15 protein-coding genes are annotated in these 18,649 nt (G+C 36.1%); 8 read left to right on the top strand and 7 right to left on the bottom strand.

All coding sequences use genetic code 11. From position 1 onward, the window contains the following. Together FAF07_RS10355 and FAF07_RS10350 are read right to left on the bottom strand one after the other, a co-directional pair. Window positions 1-876: a GLPGLI family protein gene (locus tag FAF07_RS10355; protein ID WP_142785045.1), complete on the bottom strand. Its 876-nt coding sequence runs from the start codon at window positions 874-876 to the stop codon at window positions 1-3. 149 nt (window positions 877-1,025) lie between these two features. Then, window positions 1,026-1,841, bottom strand: coding sequence for a GLPGLI family protein (locus FAF07_RS10350; protein WP_142785044.1), 816 nt, complete (start codon window positions 1,839-1,841; stop codon window positions 1,026-1,028). A 121-nt stretch (window positions 1,842-1,962) separates the two neighbouring features. Between FAF07_RS10350 and FAF07_RS10345 the strand changes: the two genes are divergently transcribed. The 4 genes from FAF07_RS10345 to FAF07_RS10330 all read left to right on the top strand — a co-directional run bounded on the left by FAF07_RS10345 (window position 1,963) and on the right by FAF07_RS10330 (window position 5,549). After that, window positions 1,963-3,441 (top strand): sensor histidine kinase, encoded by a 1,479-nt coding sequence (locus tag FAF07_RS10345; RefSeq protein WP_142785043.1) that lies wholly within the window; start codon window positions 1,963-1,965, stop codon window positions 3,439-3,441. Next, complete coding sequence (locus tag FAF07_RS10340) at window positions 3,434-4,117, top strand: response regulator transcription factor (RefSeq protein ID WP_142785042.1); 684 nt, start codon at window positions 3,434-3,436, stop codon at window positions 4,115-4,117. The genes FAF07_RS10345 and FAF07_RS10340 overlap by 8 nt, the downstream gene beginning before the upstream one ends. 93 nt (window positions 4,118-4,210) lie before the next feature. Continuing rightward, window positions 4,211-4,930: a hypothetical protein gene (locus tag FAF07_RS10335; RefSeq protein WP_246067683.1), complete on the top strand. Its 720-nt coding sequence runs from the start codon at window positions 4,211-4,213 to the stop codon at window positions 4,928-4,930. Window positions 4,931-4,934: 4 nt separating this feature from the next. After that, entirely contained in the window at window positions 4,935-5,549 is a 615-nt protein-coding gene (locus FAF07_RS10330; RefSeq protein ID WP_142785040.1) for a deoxynucleoside kinase, read from the top strand. A 3-nt stretch (window positions 5,550-5,552) separates the two neighbouring features. Here FAF07_RS10330 and FAF07_RS10325 read toward each other — a convergent pair whose 3' ends face one another. From FAF07_RS10325 to FAF07_RS10315, 3 genes are all read right to left on the bottom strand, one after another. Beyond that, complete coding sequence (locus tag FAF07_RS10325) at window positions 5,553-6,551, bottom strand: App1 family protein (RefSeq protein ID WP_142785039.1); 999 nt, start codon at window positions 6,549-6,551, stop codon at window positions 5,553-5,555. A 77-nt stretch (window positions 6,552-6,628) separates the two neighbouring features. Continuing rightward, window positions 6,629-9,055 carry a sodium-translocating pyrophosphatase gene (locus tag FAF07_RS10320; protein WP_142785038.1) on the bottom strand — a complete coding sequence of 809 codons (2,427 nt, stop codon included), beginning with the start codon at window positions 9,053-9,055 and terminating at the stop codon, window positions 6,629-6,631. A 131-nt stretch (window positions 9,056-9,186) separates the two neighbouring features. Further along, a complete protein-coding gene (locus FAF07_RS10315) occupies window positions 9,187-9,714 on the bottom strand; it encodes an inorganic diphosphatase (RefSeq protein ID WP_142785037.1) in 528 nt (175 codons plus the stop codon). A gap of 236 nt (window positions 9,715-9,950) precedes the next feature. Here FAF07_RS10315 and FAF07_RS10310 point away from each other — a divergent pair, with 236 nt between their 5' ends. Then, on the top strand, window positions 9,951-12,185 hold the full coding sequence (locus tag FAF07_RS10310; RefSeq protein WP_142785036.1) for a M1 family metallopeptidase: 2,235 nt from the start codon (window positions 9,951-9,953) through the stop codon (window positions 12,183-12,185). A 96-nt stretch (window positions 12,186-12,281) separates the two neighbouring features. Continuing rightward, entirely contained in the window at window positions 12,282-12,785 is a 504-nt protein-coding gene (locus FAF07_RS10305; RefSeq protein WP_142785035.1) for an Imm63 family immunity protein, read from the top strand. Window positions 12,786-12,970: 185 nt separating this feature from the next. Here the strand turns inward: FAF07_RS10305 and FAF07_RS10300 are convergent, their stop codons facing one another. Together FAF07_RS10300 and FAF07_RS10295 are read right to left on the bottom strand one after the other, a co-directional pair. Then, complete coding sequence (locus FAF07_RS10300) at window positions 12,971-15,463, bottom strand: DUF5686 and carboxypeptidase-like regulatory domain-containing protein (RefSeq protein ID WP_142785034.1); 2,493 nt, start codon at window positions 15,461-15,463, stop codon at window positions 12,971-12,973. 60 nt (window positions 15,464-15,523) lie between these two features. After that, window positions 15,524-16,501: a pyruvate dehydrogenase complex E1 component subunit beta gene (locus tag FAF07_RS10295; RefSeq protein ID WP_142785033.1), complete on the bottom strand. Its 978-nt coding sequence runs from the start codon at window positions 16,499-16,501 to the stop codon at window positions 15,524-15,526. A 212-nt stretch (window positions 16,502-16,713) separates the two neighbouring features. Here FAF07_RS10295 and FAF07_RS10290 point away from each other — a divergent pair, with 212 nt between their 5' ends. Together FAF07_RS10290 and FAF07_RS10285 are read left to right on the top strand one after the other, a co-directional pair. Continuing rightward, window positions 16,714-17,460: an electron transfer flavoprotein subunit beta/FixA family protein gene (locus FAF07_RS10290; RefSeq protein ID WP_142785032.1), complete on the top strand. Its 747-nt coding sequence runs from the start codon at window positions 16,714-16,716 to the stop codon at window positions 17,458-17,460. 121 nt (window positions 17,461-17,581) lie between these two features. Further along, window positions 17,582-18,541, top strand: coding sequence for an electron transfer flavoprotein subunit alpha/FixB family protein (locus tag FAF07_RS10285; protein WP_142785031.1), 960 nt, complete (start codon window positions 17,582-17,584; stop codon window positions 18,539-18,541). Window positions 18,542-18,649: the final 108 nt, after the last annotated feature.

The raw sequence follows: 18,649 nt of genomic DNA, 5'->3' as shown, positions 1-18,649 counted from the left end.
TTAGCCTCTGTTTCTTCTTCTACCACGGTTCTCTCTAAACTCTTTCATTTTTTCGGTAATGATGTCCTTGTATTCCTTTTTTGTTACTTCTTTGCCTTTATCTAGTTCTTTAATTTTGATCTTTTCCTCAGGATTCATGATAATTTTAGAACATAGTAATGTGGTGTTACCAACGCTAACTTCGAGAATTAACCCGGGAAGTCCCCAATAATCTCCAGGACCTTGACTCACGGGAATTGTTGGCGTGTACCATGCCTCAATCGTTATCATTTCGATGACTTCTTCTTCGGGTTCTGCGTCTAAATTTGCTGTATCGACAGTTTCAGTAGAATCAGATTTTTTCTCGTTATCATCCCTATTTCTATTTCCTTCCCAAGAAAAATTAAACCAAGACGTATCGAACACTGGCCGTTTACAAGTCGCTTTAAAAGCAGTATAATTCCCGATTTGTTTTGTTTCCGTACCCATTTTCCAACCTAGCGCTTTCAAGTCTTCTTTTATTAAAAATTGCTTCCCATAGAATTCTTGTTCTTGCAAAAAACTATTTTTTTTCACATTTTTGTATTGAGGTCCTGGTGTAAAATTAGCTCCCCAGGAGTCGGTTGCTCCAGAAATAGCATCCAACTTCTCATCTTCTTTATAAATCGATTCCTCTCGGTTGAACGTTAAAATATAGGTTTTTTCTAACCTATTCTTTAAACGTGCCTCGATTTGTTTTTTACGTTGTTCGCTCATATTGGCTCCAAAACGTCCTAATTCCATGGGTGTTTTTGAAAAATAGTAGGCTTTGCCTTGGAAATCTTTTTGTGCGTTTACAGGGTTTGAAAATAAGAACGATGCCGTGATGAACGTAATTATTGAAACTATAGTCTTCATGAAGCTTATTTTGTCTAACGAAATTAATTAAAATTTAAACAATAAATATTGATTTAATAAATTTTATTAATTAACCTGAATTTCGTTATTCATTTAGACTTAGTCTTCTGAAAATGGTTTAGACCCTAAACGTTAAAAAAAAATTAAAGTTAACCGCCTATTCTTATCATGACCCGTTCGCCATCATCAGCACCAGGTCTTGAGCGAAATTGTTCCATCATTTCCTTATTCTTCTTTTCCATAATGGCATCAAACTTTTTTTGTGTGACCGCTTTGCCATGATCTGGCTCAACAATTTTAAAAGCGTCTTTGGGATTTAAAACAATTTTAGTACAGACCAAGGTTAAATCCCCATCGTTTACTTCCAATATAAGCCCCGGAAGACCGTAATATTCTGCTGGCCCATTGTTTACAGGGATTTGAGGCGTGTACCAAACGGTGGTGATACGCTCCTCTTTAATCTTTTCAATATCGCCCTTTTCGCTCAGTGTTTGCGTGGTAATTGAATCTTTATAAATAGCTTTAAAGCAACTATAATCCCCTATGTTTTTAGTTTCATTTACGAATTCCCATCTTCTATTCGCCAAAGTATCCTTGATAAGAAATAGCTTTCCAAAAATTTCTGTTTTATTCGTATAGCGATTTTCCTTATTATTTTTATACATGATATCTGACCCTTCGGACACTTGAATTCTAATCCCAGATTGTATCGGAGTTGGAGCTTCTAATTTTTCATTTTTCTTGTAGATAGATTCGTATTGATTAAAGTGTAAGGTGTACTCCTGTTGAAATTGCTTTCGTAATTGGTCTTGAATCTGTCTTTTCATTTCTGAATTTTCATTGTCCTCATCTATTTTTAAATCGACTTTCCTGTGGGATTTGTAAGTGGCCATGCCTTCAAAATTTTGTGACCATAAGCCGTTGGCAGAAAAAATAATGAGTAATGCAATAACTGTTCGTTTCATGATTGATGTGTTTTTAATGCGTGTACAAATATGATAAACAATTTATTTTTAAAGCGTTAATGAGTGTTAACGAGTGTTAACCGATTAGTTTATCAACCAATTAAGATATATTTTTGAAGTTATGAATACCTCAAAATACAGGTGGCTCTTATATATTATTGTAAGCACAATTGCCTTAACCATAGTGGTTCAAGGCTATTGGAATTACAAAAATTATTTACGGAACAAACAAAATTTTATAAATCAGGTCCAAATAAGTTTTGATAATGCCCTCGACACCTATTACGCAGACCTTGCGGAGTCGAATCAAATGACATTTATCGATATAGAATCTGATAGTTTGAAGTTTAAGAACGAATCTTATAATAACAAGGCGGATTCCATATTCTTAAAATTCTTAAAAATTCAGCATGAAATCAAATCAGATAGTAATTTAGATATGTCAGGTTTTACACAAATTACGGGAAATGATAGTGGCTTCACCTATTCCAAAAGTCAAAATAAGATCACCCAAATAAAAGTATTAAAAGGCAAAAAAGCATCCGATAGCATCAAACTGGTTAAAGGCATTAAATCTATTTTTATATCTATTCAAAATGACACTTTAGATTTTCAAAAATTGAAACCCATCATGTATGAGGAATTTAAAAGAAAACAATTGGATTTTGAATTTGCCTTAAAACACTACAAAAAGGATAGTATCATCAATGGCTTTAATTCAGACATTATAAATCCTGAGTTCTTAAAAACAGCATCCAAATCCACCTTTTTAAAACAAAACGAAACCTTAGAACTCCTTTATCCTAATGCTACAAAAATCATATTAAAAAGAAGTTTATTGAGTATTCTGCTCTCTTTATTATTTGTTATTGCGATAGTAAGTTGTCTGTTCTATCTTTTAATAATTATAAATAAACAAAAGCAGTTGGCTGAAGTAAAAAATGATTTAATCAATAATATCACTCATGAATTTAAAACTCCGATCGCCACTATTGGTGTGGCTTTAGAAAGCATTAAAAATTTTAGTGTTCTTAATGATCCCGAAAAAACAAAACGCTATTTAGATATGTCTACCAACCAATTGTCTAAACTGAATGTCATGGTAGAAAAGCTTCTGGAAACGGCTACTTTAGACAGTGAAAACCTGCATCTAATTAAAGAAGCGATGGATATTAATTTACTATTAACTACCATTGCGAAAAAACATGAAATTCAAACAGATATAAAATCAATAACTTATTTGCATTCGCAGCACCCTGTCATGGCTAAAGTAGATGCTTTTCATTTTGAAAATGCTATTAATAATATTTTGGATAATGCCATAAAATATGGTGGTGATGCTATAACAATCAGCCTTAATCAAAACCCAAATGCATTCCGTATTTCTATTTCAGACAATGGAAACACATTGGAGCAAGAAAGTAAAGATAAAATATTCGAAAAATTTTATCGGGTACCAAAAGGAAACACACATGACGTCAAAGGGTTTGGGATTGGTTTATATTATACCAAAAAAATTATAGAAAAACATGGCGGTTCCATTCAATTAGATTTAAAAAATAACTTGACAACTTTTAATCTATCGCTTCCTAATGAATAAACTAAGAACCATTTTATTAGCCGAAGACGAACCTGCCTTAGGACAAATTATAAAGGAGAGTTTAGAAACGCGTGGGTTTAAAGTGTTACTCTGCGAGAATGGAGCAAAAGCGCTTGAAGTTTATCAAAAGGAAAAACCTGAACTATTGGTACTTGACGTTATGATGCCTATTAAAGATGGTTTCACACTAGCGAAGGAAGTTCGGGTTATTGATGAAACCATTCCCATCATTTTCTTGACGGCGAAATCGCAAACTCAAGATGTGGTAGAAGGCTTTACAACTGGCGGCAATGATTATTTAAAGAAACCATTTAGCATGGAAGAATTAATTGTTAGAATTAATAATCTGTTAAACCGAAACCAACTTCAAAAAATAACGCATACTTTAAAATTAGGTGATTATACGTTTAATTTCCCAAAACAACTTCTTCAATACAAAGGCAATGATCCTAGCCAATTAACACATCGTGAAGCGCACTTATTGTTTCATTTAATTAAAAATAAAAATGCCCTTTTAGACCGTAGTCTCATTTTAAATACCCTTTGGGGCAACGACGATTTTTTTAGTGCGCGCAGTATGGACGTGTTTATTTCAAAACTTAGAAAAAAATTAATTCTGGACGCGTCCATCCAAATCATAAACGTTCGTGGTTATGGTTATAAATTAATCTGTTAAAAGTGGTTTGATTTTTGTATTTTTCAAATTAGAATGAAATATGCACCTATACTTTTTTTATTTATTTCCCTGTCTGTTCTAGGGCAAAATACTATGGAGGCTTCTCTTGTTGCAACCACGCCAATGACGCTAGAAACTCTGGTGGCTATTGATGATTTTGGAACTATGTATAGTATCACCAATCATGTATTTAGTAAATCAAATACCGAAAAAACAATCACCTACAACAATTTACAATTAGGCCATCTAACTACAGCCAATGCTAGTAATCCTTTAAAAACAAACCTCTTTTATCAAGACTTTAATACGGTTATTATTTTAGATAATCGATTGGCTGAAATATTCAAGCTTGATTTTAACCAAATCCAACCTTATAAAAATGTCTCGCACATATCAACAGGCTACGATAATTTTTTATGGCTGTTTAATCAAGACCTTCAACAATTGGAATTGTATGATTATAAATTAAAACAAACCAAAGTGCGAACGCTGCCTATACAAAGTGAATTGCTCGATCTAAAAAGCAATTATAACTTCTGCTGGCTTCTTACAGAAAAATTTTTATACGTCTATAATTACTTTGGGAGTTTGGTTAAAATGATGAAAAATGATGGCTACACGGGGTTATATGAAAATGATGAAAATCTTATTTTAAAAAAGGAAAATTCACTATTTTTTTTAAAGGAAAACACCGAAAAAGTAATCCCCATTATATTACCAGATTTATTGATAAAACAGTTTTTTGTAACCAATGAAACCTTGTATATTTACGACCATGAATTTCTTCATAAATTTGAAATAAAAACCAACTGACATTATGCATATTGCCATTGCGGGAAATATTGGTGCTGGAAAAACAACACTTACAAAATTACTAGCAAAACATTATAACTGGGAAGCTCAACTGGAAGATGTCGTTGACAATCCGTATTTGGACGATTTTTATAACCAGATGGAGCGCTGGAGTTTTAACCTGCAAGTCTATTTTTTAAACAGTCGTTTTAGGCAGATTTTACAAATTCGCCAAAGTGGAAAGGATATTATTCAGGACCGGACCATTTATGAGGATGCACACATTTTCGCACCCAACTTACATGCCATGGGTTTGCTTACCAATCGGGATTTTGAAAATTACAAGTCCTTATTCGATTTAATGGAATCTTTAGTTCAAGGGCCCGATGTACTTATCTATTTAAGAAGTACTATTCCAAACTTAGTCTCCCAAATACACAAGCGTGGCAGAGATTATGAAAACTCGATAAGTATTGATTATTTAAGCCGATTGAACGAACGCTACGAAGCATGGATTCATGGCTATGACAAAGGTAAATTATTAATAATAGATGTTGATAATTTAAACTTTGTGGACAATCCCGAAGACTTAGGCAGTATCATCAATACGATTGACGCTGAAATTAATGGGCTATTTTAGATACTAACTAATAAACCCATATGTTCTGGCATGCTCGATAGCCTGCTCACTGCTTTCTACCAATAAAGCTGGTGTTATTTTATAGGTTTTATATAAGCCCTCCACCCGTAACATTTTCTTTTTATGTTTTACACTTCTTAGATAAATAGCAGAAATTCGATCTGGATAAGACTCAGCGATTTCCAAATATATATCTGGATCGTGCTCCCCACTGTCTCCAATTAAAATAAATTTTAGATTGGGGTAGGCCTGCAATAAATTAATAATCTCCTTTTGCTTTTGTGGTTTTTCATCCTTTTCTTTTTTAGCAAAAGGACTAGGAAAGCCTCTTAAAATAATTGGTCCTTTAGGAAATTTATTTTTCTTTAAAAAGTATTCTAAATACCGGTATAAATTCCACGGACTATGACTCACGTAAAATATGGGATTAGCCTCTTTTCCAGATGCACCACGGTGCAACATATGATAAAATTCAGAGGCGCCTTCTAAAGGCAACCTTTTCCCGGCGGAGGTTAGCAGGGTATTAAAGAGCACGCGCCATTTTAAAGTAGAGACCAAACCTGTGTGTAAAATCGTGTCATCTATATCACTTATAACACCGAATGAAGTCTTTTCTGAAGGCACAACCATTTCCGCAGGGAATCTATTATTAGATTGAATCGTGCGTTCTGGGTTTACATCTTTATATGAGAATTCTATATGCAGCCAGCCTTCTTCGTTGATATATTCAGACAAATCATCAACCTTTTCATCAAATAAAAAGTAACCCTGCTCATCTGTTTTCGTATAAAAGAAGCGCTCATCACCAATTTTAATTTGAAGATCGGTATGCCTTATCTCATCAGTTTCAAAACGTTTCCACGCATTGGAAAGCAATTTGAAAACACCTTTATGTTCTAAATCTATATTTTCATCTTCAATAGCCCGTCCTCTTAAATACAAATGTTTAGAGCTGCCGTAGGTTTGAAAGGCTATAATTTGAAGTGGATCTTTTTTGAACATACCTGATATTGATTTTAAATAAAATTATAAAAAAAGCCACGCTAGGCGTGGCTTATATACATTTGATGTTAACTCATTTAATTCTGAGTTTCTATTTCAATTCCATCAACTACTTTTTCAATATTCTTTTTAGTCGACTTAGAGGTTTCTAAAGCAGCAATGCTCGCCTTTACTTCGGCTTCTGTACCTTCAAACGTTTCGTAAGTTGTTGAGGCGTTCCCGTTTTTAGTGGCAACAGTCGTTACAACTGCTTTATAGGTTCCATCATCATTAGCGGTCATATTTATTTTAACTTCTTTTTTAACTTCTGTTAATGCATTGCCATTCGTCCCTTCGGCATAAGCAGATAAATCATCTGAAGATAAGGCAATACTTGGTGCAATTACCAAAGCGACTACCGACATCAATTTTAAAAGAATATTTAAGGACGGCCCTGAAGTATCTTTAAAAGGATCTCCAACCGTATCACCAACAACAGCGGCTTTATGGGCATCTGTTCCTTTTCTCCCTTCTTCTTCTATAGTTTTCTTAGCATTATCCCAAGCACCTCCAGCATTCGATTGGAAGATGGCCATAAGCACACCACAAGTTGTAACACCTGCAAGTAAGCCACCTAGCATTTCGGCGCCACCTAAAAACCCAACGGCTACGGGCACAACGATTGCCAATAAACCGGGTAATACCATTTCTTTAATGGATGCTTTAGTAGAAATATCAATGCACTTTCCATAATCTGCAACGCCATCGGCTGCATCAAAAACAGCTCGATCTTCTGGAGTTGCTTTGGTCATGTCTGAATCATATTTTCTCATAATACCTAAAGCTGCTTTAAGCTCAGGGATATCTCTAAATTGACGACGCACTTCTTCAATCATGGCCATAGCAGCTCTACCAACAGCATTCATAGATAAGGCAGAAAACACAAATGGCAACATACCTCCTACTAATAATCCAGCCATAATTTTAGGCTGAGATACATCAATGGCAATAACACCTGCCGTTTTCATAAAAGCAGCAAATAAAGCCAAAGCCGTTAATGCTGCAGAAGCAATCGCGAAGCCTTTACCAACAGCAGCAGTTGTATTACCAACAGCATCTAATTTATCTGTACGCTCGCGTACTTCACTTGGTAATTCAGCCATTTCAGCAATACCACCAGCGTTATCACAAATTGGTCCGTAAGCATCTACGGCCAATTGAATTCCTGTATTTGCCAACATCCCTACTGCTGCAATGGCAATCCCATATAAGCCTGCAAAATGATGCGACACCATAATGGCTGCTGCAATTAACAAAATAGGAATCATGGTAGACATCATACCAACACCTAATCCTGCAATAATGTTTGTTGCTGCTCCTGTTTCAGATTGCTTTACTATGGACATAACAGGTTTTTTACCTGTAGCCGTATAATATTCAGTTATTTTACCAACACCCAAACCAGCAACTAAACCGGCTATGGTTGCCCAAAACACACCCATCGCGCCAAAAGGTAAGCCTTCAACCGATTCTGGAATCAATGCATTAATAATAAAATAAGAGGCTACAACCATTAAAGCTGCAGATCCAAACTCACCAATATTTAGTGCTGTTTGTGGATTTCCTCCATCTTTAACTTTTACAAAAAACGTTCCTAGAATAGACATTATAATTCCGACAGCTCCAAGAACTAATGGTAAATATACTGCTCCCAGTCCGTCAAAATCGGGTGTTAAAATAAAAGCTCCCAATACCATCGTACCAATGATTGAACCTACATACGATTCAAATAAATCGGCTCCCATACCAGCAACATCCCCAACATTATCTCCAACATTATCGGCAATTGTAGCTGGATTTAAGGGATGATCCTCTGGAATACCAGCTTCAACCTTCCCTACTAAATCGGCTCCAACATCGGCAGCTTTGGTATAAATACCGCCACCCACACGTGCAAATAAAGCAATAGATGATGCTCCTAAGGAAAATCCTGAAAGCACATTTAATACCATGGCCAAATTTTCTCCTCCCGGCCACATGTTTTGATATATCATAAATAGGCCGCTTAAACCTAGAATACCTAAACCTACAACACCTAATCCCATTACCGATCCCCCTGCAAAAGCAACTTCTAACGCTCTGCCTAAAGATGTTCTTGCAGCGTGGGTTGTTCTAACATTTGCTTTGGTGGCTACCTTCATGCCTATAAATCCAGCAAGTGCAGAACAAATAGCGCCCACAATAAATGATATGGCTACCATCCAATGCGAAATGTGCACACTTGTTTCTTCACCATATTCAGAGCTGCCTTTAAAAAACAACAAGACTGCCACAGCGACCACAAAAATGGCTAAAACTTTGTATTCGGCTTTTAAAAATGCCATCGCACCATCTGAGATATTCTTGGCAATTCTTACCATTTTAGCATCCCCTTGGTCTTGCTTGGTTACCCAGGCACTTTTAATAAATACAAACGCTAAGGCTATAACACCGAAAAGCGGCAAAAATTTTACTATTAATTCCATATTAGTTAGTTAAGTTAATGAATTGATTTTTTTATAACGGGGCTAAAAATAGGGAAATATAAGTGATAAAAAAAACCACCTTATATTTAAGATGGTTCAGTTTTTTAACGAAAATATTATGAATCTTACTTTTAAATAGTAAAGGTTCTTTTTTTCTTGTGTTCACTGGCGTCATAACGCGCTACACATTTATGATAAATCTCTATGGCTTCAGCAGCATTTCCCCAACCACCAACATCAACTTTCTTTTTCTCTAAATCTTTATACACTTGAAAAAAGTGTTCAATTTCCTTAAGTCTGTGTGGATTCAATTCCTCAATATCACGATTATTACTCCAAATAGGATCTGATACTGGGACACAAATAATTTTTTCATCAGGCCCTTTTTCATCAGTCATATGAAACACCCCAATAGGCCTTACTTCCATAACTACCATTGGAAAGGTAGGTTCTGCTCCTAAAACGAGTACATCCAGTGGGTCTTGATCTAAAGCTAAGGTTTCTGGAATAAATCCATAATCACCAGGGTACATCATCGATGAGAACAGCATACGATCAAAACGGATTTTATGCAAGGTGAAATCGTATTCATATTTATTTCTACTTCCTTTTGGTATTTCAATTAACACATCAAATGTTAAGTCTTCTATCTTGCTCATGTTCTTAATATTTTGGGTTGCAAATATACTTAACCACACCACCTTACACAACTTATATTGAATTGTTTTGATGGGATTTTAAACCTTATAATGCCAAGACTAAATTTTTAAGAAAAACACAAGTTTTAATATAAAAAGCGTTAAATACCTACAACTAAACCTTTATTTTTTAAAATATTATTGATTTTTTTTATTCGCTATCTTGCATATCATTATTCATTAAATCAAAAAAAGTCATGCGTTACTTCACTCTACTTCTTATCTCCTTATTGTCCATGTCATTTATTCAAGGACAAAACCAACCGTGGCAAGGAAAATTTGAGCCTATTGATAATATGATCAGTCCGCCAAATAGTTTCCGGTCTGCAAGTGGTGCTCCTGGAAAAGCTTACTGGCAACAGCGTGCAGATTATAAAATTAAGGTCACATTAGATGAAGTTTCAAATACCATTACTGGTGATGAAACCATTACCTATTACAATAATTCTCCAGATGATTTAAGCTATTTATGGATTCAGCTGGAGCAAAATGTGAATAAAAAGGAAAACGAAGATTTTGGTGGTATAGCTAATGCCATGAAAGATTCTATCAATGCCCGCCAAATGCAATTTTTAACCAGAGCCATTGATTTTCCCGCAGGATACACCATTAAGTATATTAAGGATACCAACGGAAAAACCATCAAGTCATTGGTTAACAATACCATGATGAAAGTACTGCTTCCCCAACCATTAAAATCTGGTGCTTCCATGAGTTTTTCTATGGGCTGGTCGTATCCCATTACAGACAGAAGCATGTACCTGCTGTCTAGAGAAGGTTATGAATATTTTCCAGAAGATGATAACACCGTGTACTTAATTGCACACTGGTTTCCCAGAATGGCTGTTTATAATGATACCGAAGGTTGGCAGAACCAACAGTTTCAAAAGTTAGGTGAATTCGCTTTAGAGTTTGGTAATTATGATGTTGAAATCTCCGTTCCTGAAGATCATATTGTGGCTTCAACTGGAAAACTCAAAAATAGCAATGATGTGTTAACCAAAACACAAAGACAGCGCTTGGAGAACGCTCGGAAATCATTTGACAAACCCATACTCATTATTACTCAAGCAGAAGCTGAAGCCACTGAAAAAACAAAATCCACCACCTTAAAAACCTGGAAATTTAGCGCCACCAACGTACGCGATTTTGCATTTGCATCATCACGAAAATTTATCTGGGACGCCCAGGCCGTCAAATTACCGACCAACACCGTAATGGCCATGTCTTTTTATCCAAAGGAAGGCCTTCCTGTTTGGCAAGAAGAATCCACCAACGCTGTCAAACATGCCTTGGAAGTGTATTCTGAAGCCACATTTGATTATCCGTATCCTGTGGCCATTTCGGTAAACACCTCAAATATTGGTATGGAATTTCCCATGATCAGTTTTAACGGAGGTCGCCCAAAAAACGGAAAAATTAGCGAGGCTGCCAAGCAAGGTATGGTGGGAACCATTATTCATGAAGTGGGACACAATTGGTTTCCTATGATCGTGAGTTCTGATGAGCGTAAATGGATGTGGATGGATGAAGGCTTAAACACCTTTATACACCAACGTACCGTGGCAGAACGCTATCCTGAATATAAGCATGTAACCCCTAAAAGTATCGTGCCCTTTATGAGTGGAGATAAGAGCATCATGCGCCCTGTGATGACCACTTCTGATAATGAACTGCTGCAACAGTTTGGTGTTAACTTTTATATGAAACCCACTGTGGGGCTACAAATGTTACGTCATTCCATTATTGGCAAAGAATTATTTGATCAGGCCTTTAAAGAATATGCCAATAGATGGAAATTTAAACACCCGAATCCTGGGGATTTGTTTAGAACCTTGGAAGATGCTACTGCTGCCGATCTCGATTGGTTTTATAGAGGTTGGTTTTTCACTACCGGCCATGTGGATATGGAATTATCCAATGTCAAATGGTTTAAGGTCTATGAAGAAGATGCCAATATTGAAGATCAAAACACCAAGTCGAAAATTAAAATTGGAGCTACGGGCGATAACGCTCAAGATGCAGCAAAAGATTTTTCAAGTGGCCCCAATGTGGTCACTATGATTCCGACCCCAGAAAATACTTATGGTGGATTCTTATCACGTTTAGATGAACCTGAAGTCAGAAAACAACTTTCTGGTAAAAATGTCTATGAGGTAACCATTAAAAACGTCGGCGGACTCATTATGCCCGTGACCATAGAATGGGAATATACCGACGGCACTACAGAAATGGACAGACTTCCAGCAGATCTATGGCGACGTAATGAATATGAAATTACCAAAACCTTTATAAAAGCAAAAGACGTTAAAAAAGTAAATCTAGACCCCAACTTTGAGTTCGCCGATACCGATATGACGAACAATACATTTCCTAAAGTTGCTGATAAAAGTGAATTCGATACGTTTAAGGATAAAAAGACTGGTAATTAGGTTGCGATAATAATACCACTTGGTTTTGATGAAAAATATACTGAATTCGTTTAAGGATTAACTTAAAATATTTAAAGGCCATAAATAATTTGAAAAATGAGTCAAGTTCAATTATTAGAAAAGGAATTTAATAGGCTTTCCAAAAAAATAGCAGTTCCCGAAAGACTTAAACCGAATTTTGGGCCTTCTGATTATGATGAAAAACCCTATGTTTTTCAAGATTATAAAAATTATCTTCACTATTCGGCAAAAGAGAAAGGCCAAATTTCATTTGACAAAATTACAACAGACTTTGACGAAATACTTTATTGGATTTTTGATAGTATAACTTTCTCAATGGCTTTTCATTATGAGCTAAAAAACAGAATAGAAGAACAAGATTGCAGAAGAATTGCATTTGAACGCCAAACTTATTTAATGAGTTTGCTAAATAAAATATGGGAGGAGAAAACTATTAAAAAACACAACGAAATATTAAAAGAACATCCTTATGACGATTTAGCTAGGCTAAGAGCTAGCTATTGTCGAAAATTGAGAGCGAAAGGGCTTTCGGAACCAGAAATTGACCAAAAAGCTTATGCAAAATATCCTGAACCATAAAAATTATACACATCAAAGATTATAATTAATGCTAAATCTGGTGCATAATTGGTGTTAGTACTCTTTTGCTACTTATAATTTTCCTTCTAAATACCCTCGTACTTTTGCTATATTTGGTTTTCATCGGAAAGAATCCTACGGATTTTCCGCAACGAAATCATTCACAAACATGATAAACAAAACACCTAAAAATAAAACCCAAAACTACCCGTAATACCAAACTTTCTGGCATCTGGGTATAGCGTAGCATCTTTATAATTTCCTCTAAAATTAAAATCTATTCTAAAGACTTTAAAAATATTGCCAATACCAAAGCTGTATTCGTAATACGCCCTTTCATCTGGTGCCTTATAAATAAGTCCAGAGGCGTTGAGTGCTCGGTTTTCATCAGACACCTCACCCCACACGCCACGTACACTGATAATTTCCCGTAAATTCAGTTTTCGTAAAAATGGAATTCTAGAAAACAAACGCCCGTTAAAATTATGTTCTAAATGCACCGAGGCATAGGTATCTGACACAAATTCGTAAAAATCCAATTGTGAAAACGTATTGTAAATGGAGAAATAGGTTTGATTTCCCGGTATAACACTTAACAAACCTAGAGGCACTTCACCAAATGTTTTACCAGCTTCAACGGTAGAAACCAATCTCCCATAACCGCCAATTTGCCATGGCTGTACGTATGAAAACTGCACTTTTGTATAATCAAAATCACTGTTCATAATACTCTTATCACCCCGACTCACTTGCGCAAACAAACGCGGAAAACCATCATTGGCCTCTTTACGTTCCACACCAAAACCTGTCATTTTTCGTGTTGGGAAATAAGATACCGATACTGTAGACTCAAATTGTTTCACTTCAGATTCTACACCCGTTGGGGTATTATAATCTAAACTAAACGTGGGTGAGGCAGATTCTAGAGTTCTGTAATTACTACCTACTCTTAAAACTAAATTTCGCCAAGGTTCTGCTTCAATCCCTAAACTGGTTAAATTGATATTGGTTAATTTATCATTGGCACCCGTACCCACCACGGAAGAGGAGGCTAGACTCCGCCCTAACACATCTGTTGACGTGGTTAAACTTGCTCCTATTTGTTCGACATCACGACGGTTTCCACCAGAAATAATCAGACGTCTCTTCTTATCCAAAAGCCACTTACCAGAAATACCATATTTAAATTTATCATCATTAAAACCATAGGCTAAAAAACCTTCTAATCGCCAAAGATCGTTGCGTCCAAAATAAGTTCTCCCACCAGCTCTTAAACGCAGACCTTCTACTTCATTAAATCCAAATGTTGAAAATATGGGACCGTAATCTAAAGGCAATTCATTAAACTCAATATAACCTGAAGCCAAAATACTTCCTAGATTATAAAGACGCTTAAACTTTTTAACGGTTTTCAAGGTGTCCAACATTTTATAAACGCCTTTTTCATCTTTATTTAGAGCTTCTAAACGGTTGGATTCCCAAAAAGCATCATCCCTATCGTAAACATCTTTATCATAATTATAGACTTCTATATCATAGAAGTCCTTGTCTTTTTTTATATCGAATTTATAATTATCATACAGTGTAGTTCGTTTGCCATACACGCCTCTGGATTTTTCCTTTTTATTAAATGCAAAATCCGACATCATATAATCGCGTTTTACTAGGAATAATGAGTCATTTAAAACTTCAAATTCCTGCTCGATATAAATTTCTTTCACCCAGTTAATGTTCGCGCTTTTTGAAGCTTGAAGGTTTATTTCTTTGATGGCATAGGTTGTATCGGCTACCCAAAAATCGCCTTTAAAAGTGAGCTCATTTTTTCGGCGGGGATAATAAATGATATTGTAACACCACTTATTATCTATGAATGTACTGTCTGATAAAACATAATTATAGGTGTTGATCCCGGTTTTAGATAATGGGCTGACAAAACTTTTATCAAAGAACTTTAAGTAGTTTTCGTAAACATCGAAGTCATTATACAAATCGTCTACAAAATCAATAATGACCTGATTATTACTAAAACCCGAATTCTTATTACCTTCCAAAACTTCCTTTTCCTCCTTAATAACATTATCACCATATACTTTTGAAACCGCTTCATTTATAAAAATGGGCAGGTAGGTTTTACCCGTTACGCGCGATGTGTCCACTTCTTCAAAAACAAATTCCATACCTCGAAACAACTTGCTTTTAATCAAGGTGCTATCAATGGTATTGAGATCAAATTCTACCTTTTCGTACTTATCGTACTCAAACTGTTTAAACTGTCTTAATCCGTTTTTGCGCTTGTTTGCCCAAATTTTTCTAAGAATATCTATAGCAGGGTTATTCTTTTTAGACTGATTGCCTGTAACAATCAATACTTGATCTAATTGGGATGCAGATTCCTTGAGTGTGAATTCCAAATTGTAGGTCACCTTCTTTTCCAATGGAAAATCTATGGTTTCATAACCGATAAAAGACACCGTAATGGCATCCCAAGTGTCATCAGATTCCAAATAAAACCTACCATCTTCGTTAGTAATTGTGCCCTGTGTAGAGCCTTTAAAAATCACATTCGCAAAGGCCACAGGCTCTTTATATTCATCAAAAACATAACCGCTCACTTTGGTTTGAGCTATTCCGAAAATTGTTCCGAAAAAAAACAGGGTCGTAAAAAATCTTATATTCATAATAAAAAAACTTCATCAACAAGATGCCAATGAAGTTTGTATAACGTAAAAATTAAAAATTTATTTATATAAAACCTTTTTAACAGCTTTAATAACATCATCGCTATTTGGCAACCATTCGTCCAAAAGCACTGGCGAGTATGGCGCAGGCGTATCCGCCGTATTCAATTTTACAATTGGGGCGTCCAAATAATCAAAAGCTTCAGATTGCACTAAATACGTGATTTCGGTAGCTACGTTTCCAAAAGGCCAGGCCTCTTCTAAAATAACAAGTCTGTTGGTTTTTTTAACCGATTTCACAACCGCCTCTCTATCCATTGGGCGAACGGTTCTCAAATCGATAATCTCACAAGAAATGCCTTCTTTTTCAAGTGTATCAGCAGCTTTGTAAGCTTCCTTTATAATCTTCCCGAAAGAGACAATCGTCACATCGGTACCTTCTCGTTTAATTTCGGCAACGCCTAAAGGAATGGTGTATTCTCCTTCTGGCACTTCGCCTTTGTCACCATACATTTGCTCACTCTCCATAAAGATAACCGGATCGTCATCACGAATAGACGCTTTTAATAAACCCTTGGCATCATAAGGATTAGAAGGTACCACAACCTTTAAACCCGGTGTATTGGCAAACCAACTTTCAAACGCTTGGGAGTGTGTTGCACCCAATTGTCCGGCAGAAGCCGTAGGGCCACGAAATACTATGGGACACTTAAACTGCCCACCAGACATTTGTCTTATTTTCGCTGCATTATTTATAATTTGATCGATTCCAACTAGAGAAAAGTTAAAAGTCATGTATTCCACAATAGGACGATTACCCGTCATTGTAGAGCCAATAGCGATGCCTGCAAAACCAAGCTCTGCAATAGGAGTATCGATAACACGCTTTGCACCGAACTCATCTAACATCCCTTTTGATGCTTTATAAGCCCCGTTATATTCTGCAACTTCCTCACCCATTAAATAAACGCTTTCATCTCTGCGCATCTCTTCGCTCATCGCCTCGCAAATAGCTTCTCTAAATTGAATAGTCTTCATTAAGTGTGTTTTAAATCGAATTGCAAAAATAACAATAAATGAAACACACTCTTAAAAGATTTATTTAAAATTTACTATGCACGCATAGTAAAAAATCAGAATAAAATAATTAACTTCGTGACCTCAACTAAACGATTGGTCTTTATATGTGTTACGACTTCAATTTTTAAAGGATTCAAAACATATTCAGACTCTAAAAAATCATAAAACTTATGAAAATATTAGTGTGCATTAGTCATGTTCCTGATACAACATCTAAAATTAATTTCACAGAGAACGACACAAAATTTGACACCAATGGGGTGCAATTTGTAATTAACCCAAATGATGAATTCGGTTTAACACGTGCCATGTGGTTTAAGGAAAAACAAGGTGCCGAGCTTACTGTAGTTAATGTTGGTGGTGCAGAAACCGAACCTACGTTACGAAAAGCATTGGCTATTGGAGCAGATACGGCTATTCGTGTGAATACGGCAGCGACCGATGGTTTTTCTGTTGCTAAAGAATTGGCTAAAGTTGTAGAAGATGGTGGTTATGATTTGGTTATTGCTGGACGTGAATCTATAGATTACAATGGTGGTATGGTTCCGGGAATGCTTGCAGCCTTAACCAACGCTAACTTTGTAAATAATTGCATTAGTTTAGAAGTTGATGGGACTAAGGCTAAAGCGGTGAGAGAAATTGACGGTGGTAAAGAAACCGTATCGACAACACTTCCTTTAGTTATTGGTGGTCAAAAAGGACTGGTAGAAGAGAGCGATTTACGTATCCCGAACATGCGTGGTATTATGATGGCCAGAAAAAAACCATTAACCCTTTTAGAATCTGTAAATGCAAAGGCAGCTACAACTTCGGTTGGTTTTCAAAAGCCAGCAGCAAAAGGCGCTGTTACCTTAGTATCTCCAGATAATTTAGACGAATTAATTAGCTTACTTCATAACGAAGCAAAAGTTATATAACCCTTCCGAAGGAAGGGAACTAGGGGACTGTTATACACCCCTCTAAGTCTCCCCTTGAGGGGAGACCAAAAACAAATTTAAGATTCCCACCTTTGTTGGGAATGACAAAAAAATATTAAATATGTCAGTTTTAGTATATACCGAATCAGAAAAAGGAAAATTTAAAAAAGTAGCTTTAGAAGTTGCCTCTTATGCCAAAGCAGTTGCCGACAACATGGGAACTACTGTAACGGCCATTACCATTAATGTAGAGGATGCTTCAGAGTTAGGACATTATGGCGTAGATAAGGTTCTAAAAGTTAATAATGCACAGTTAGAAACATTTAATGCCAAAGCATACGCCAATGCCATTCAGCAAGCTGCTGAAAAAGAAAGTGTTAAAGTGGTTGTTATAAGTTCTAGCGCAGACAGTAAATATTTGGCGCCAATTTTAGCTGTTGGTTTACAGGCGGGTTATGCCTCAAACGTTATTGAGGCACCCACTAGTACAGCTCCGTTCACGGTAAAACGCACGGCTTTTACCAATAAAGCTTTTGAAATGACAGAAATTAATACCGATATAAAAGTCATTGGTGTGTCTAACAATTCATTCGGATTGGTTGAAAATACAGGTAACGCTGCTGCGGAAGACTTTTCGCCATCCATTCCAGATTTAGGAGTGACCGTAGAATCTGTAGATAAAGCTACCGATAAAGTGTCTATTGCCGATGCAGAAATTGTTGTATCAGCAGGTCGTGGTATGAAAGGCCCAGAAAATTGGGGTATGATTGAAGAATTAGCCGATGTCTTAGGTGCTGCCACAGCATGTTCTAAACCGGTTTCAGATTTGGGATGGCGGCCACACAGTGAGCACGTTGGGCAAACGGGAAAACCCGTAGCAGCCAATTTGTATATTGCTATTGGTATCTCAGGTGCCATTCAACATTTGGCAGGTATAAACGCCTCTAAAGTTAAAGTGGTTATCAACACAGATCCTGAAGCGCCATTTTTTAAGGCTGCAGATTACGGTGTAGTTGGTGATGCTTTTGAAGTGGTTCCTCAACTTATAGAAAAATTAAAGACCTTTAAAGCACAACAATAAATAATTTTTTATAAATTGTGTGGTAGTACAGAACTGCTTAATTAGCATTTTATTTATAAATCTGCATAAGCCGGTTTGGTAAAGTTCTAATTTAAACAGTTCTTTGCG

Source organism: Changchengzhania lutea, from assembly GCF_006974145.1.
Classification (GTDB): domain Bacteria; phylum Bacteroidota; class Bacteroidia; order Flavobacteriales; family Flavobacteriaceae; genus Changchengzhania; species Changchengzhania lutea.
The sequence above is the reverse complement of the archived record's forward strand: the minus strand, read 5'-3'. Positions and strand labels throughout refer to the sequence as shown.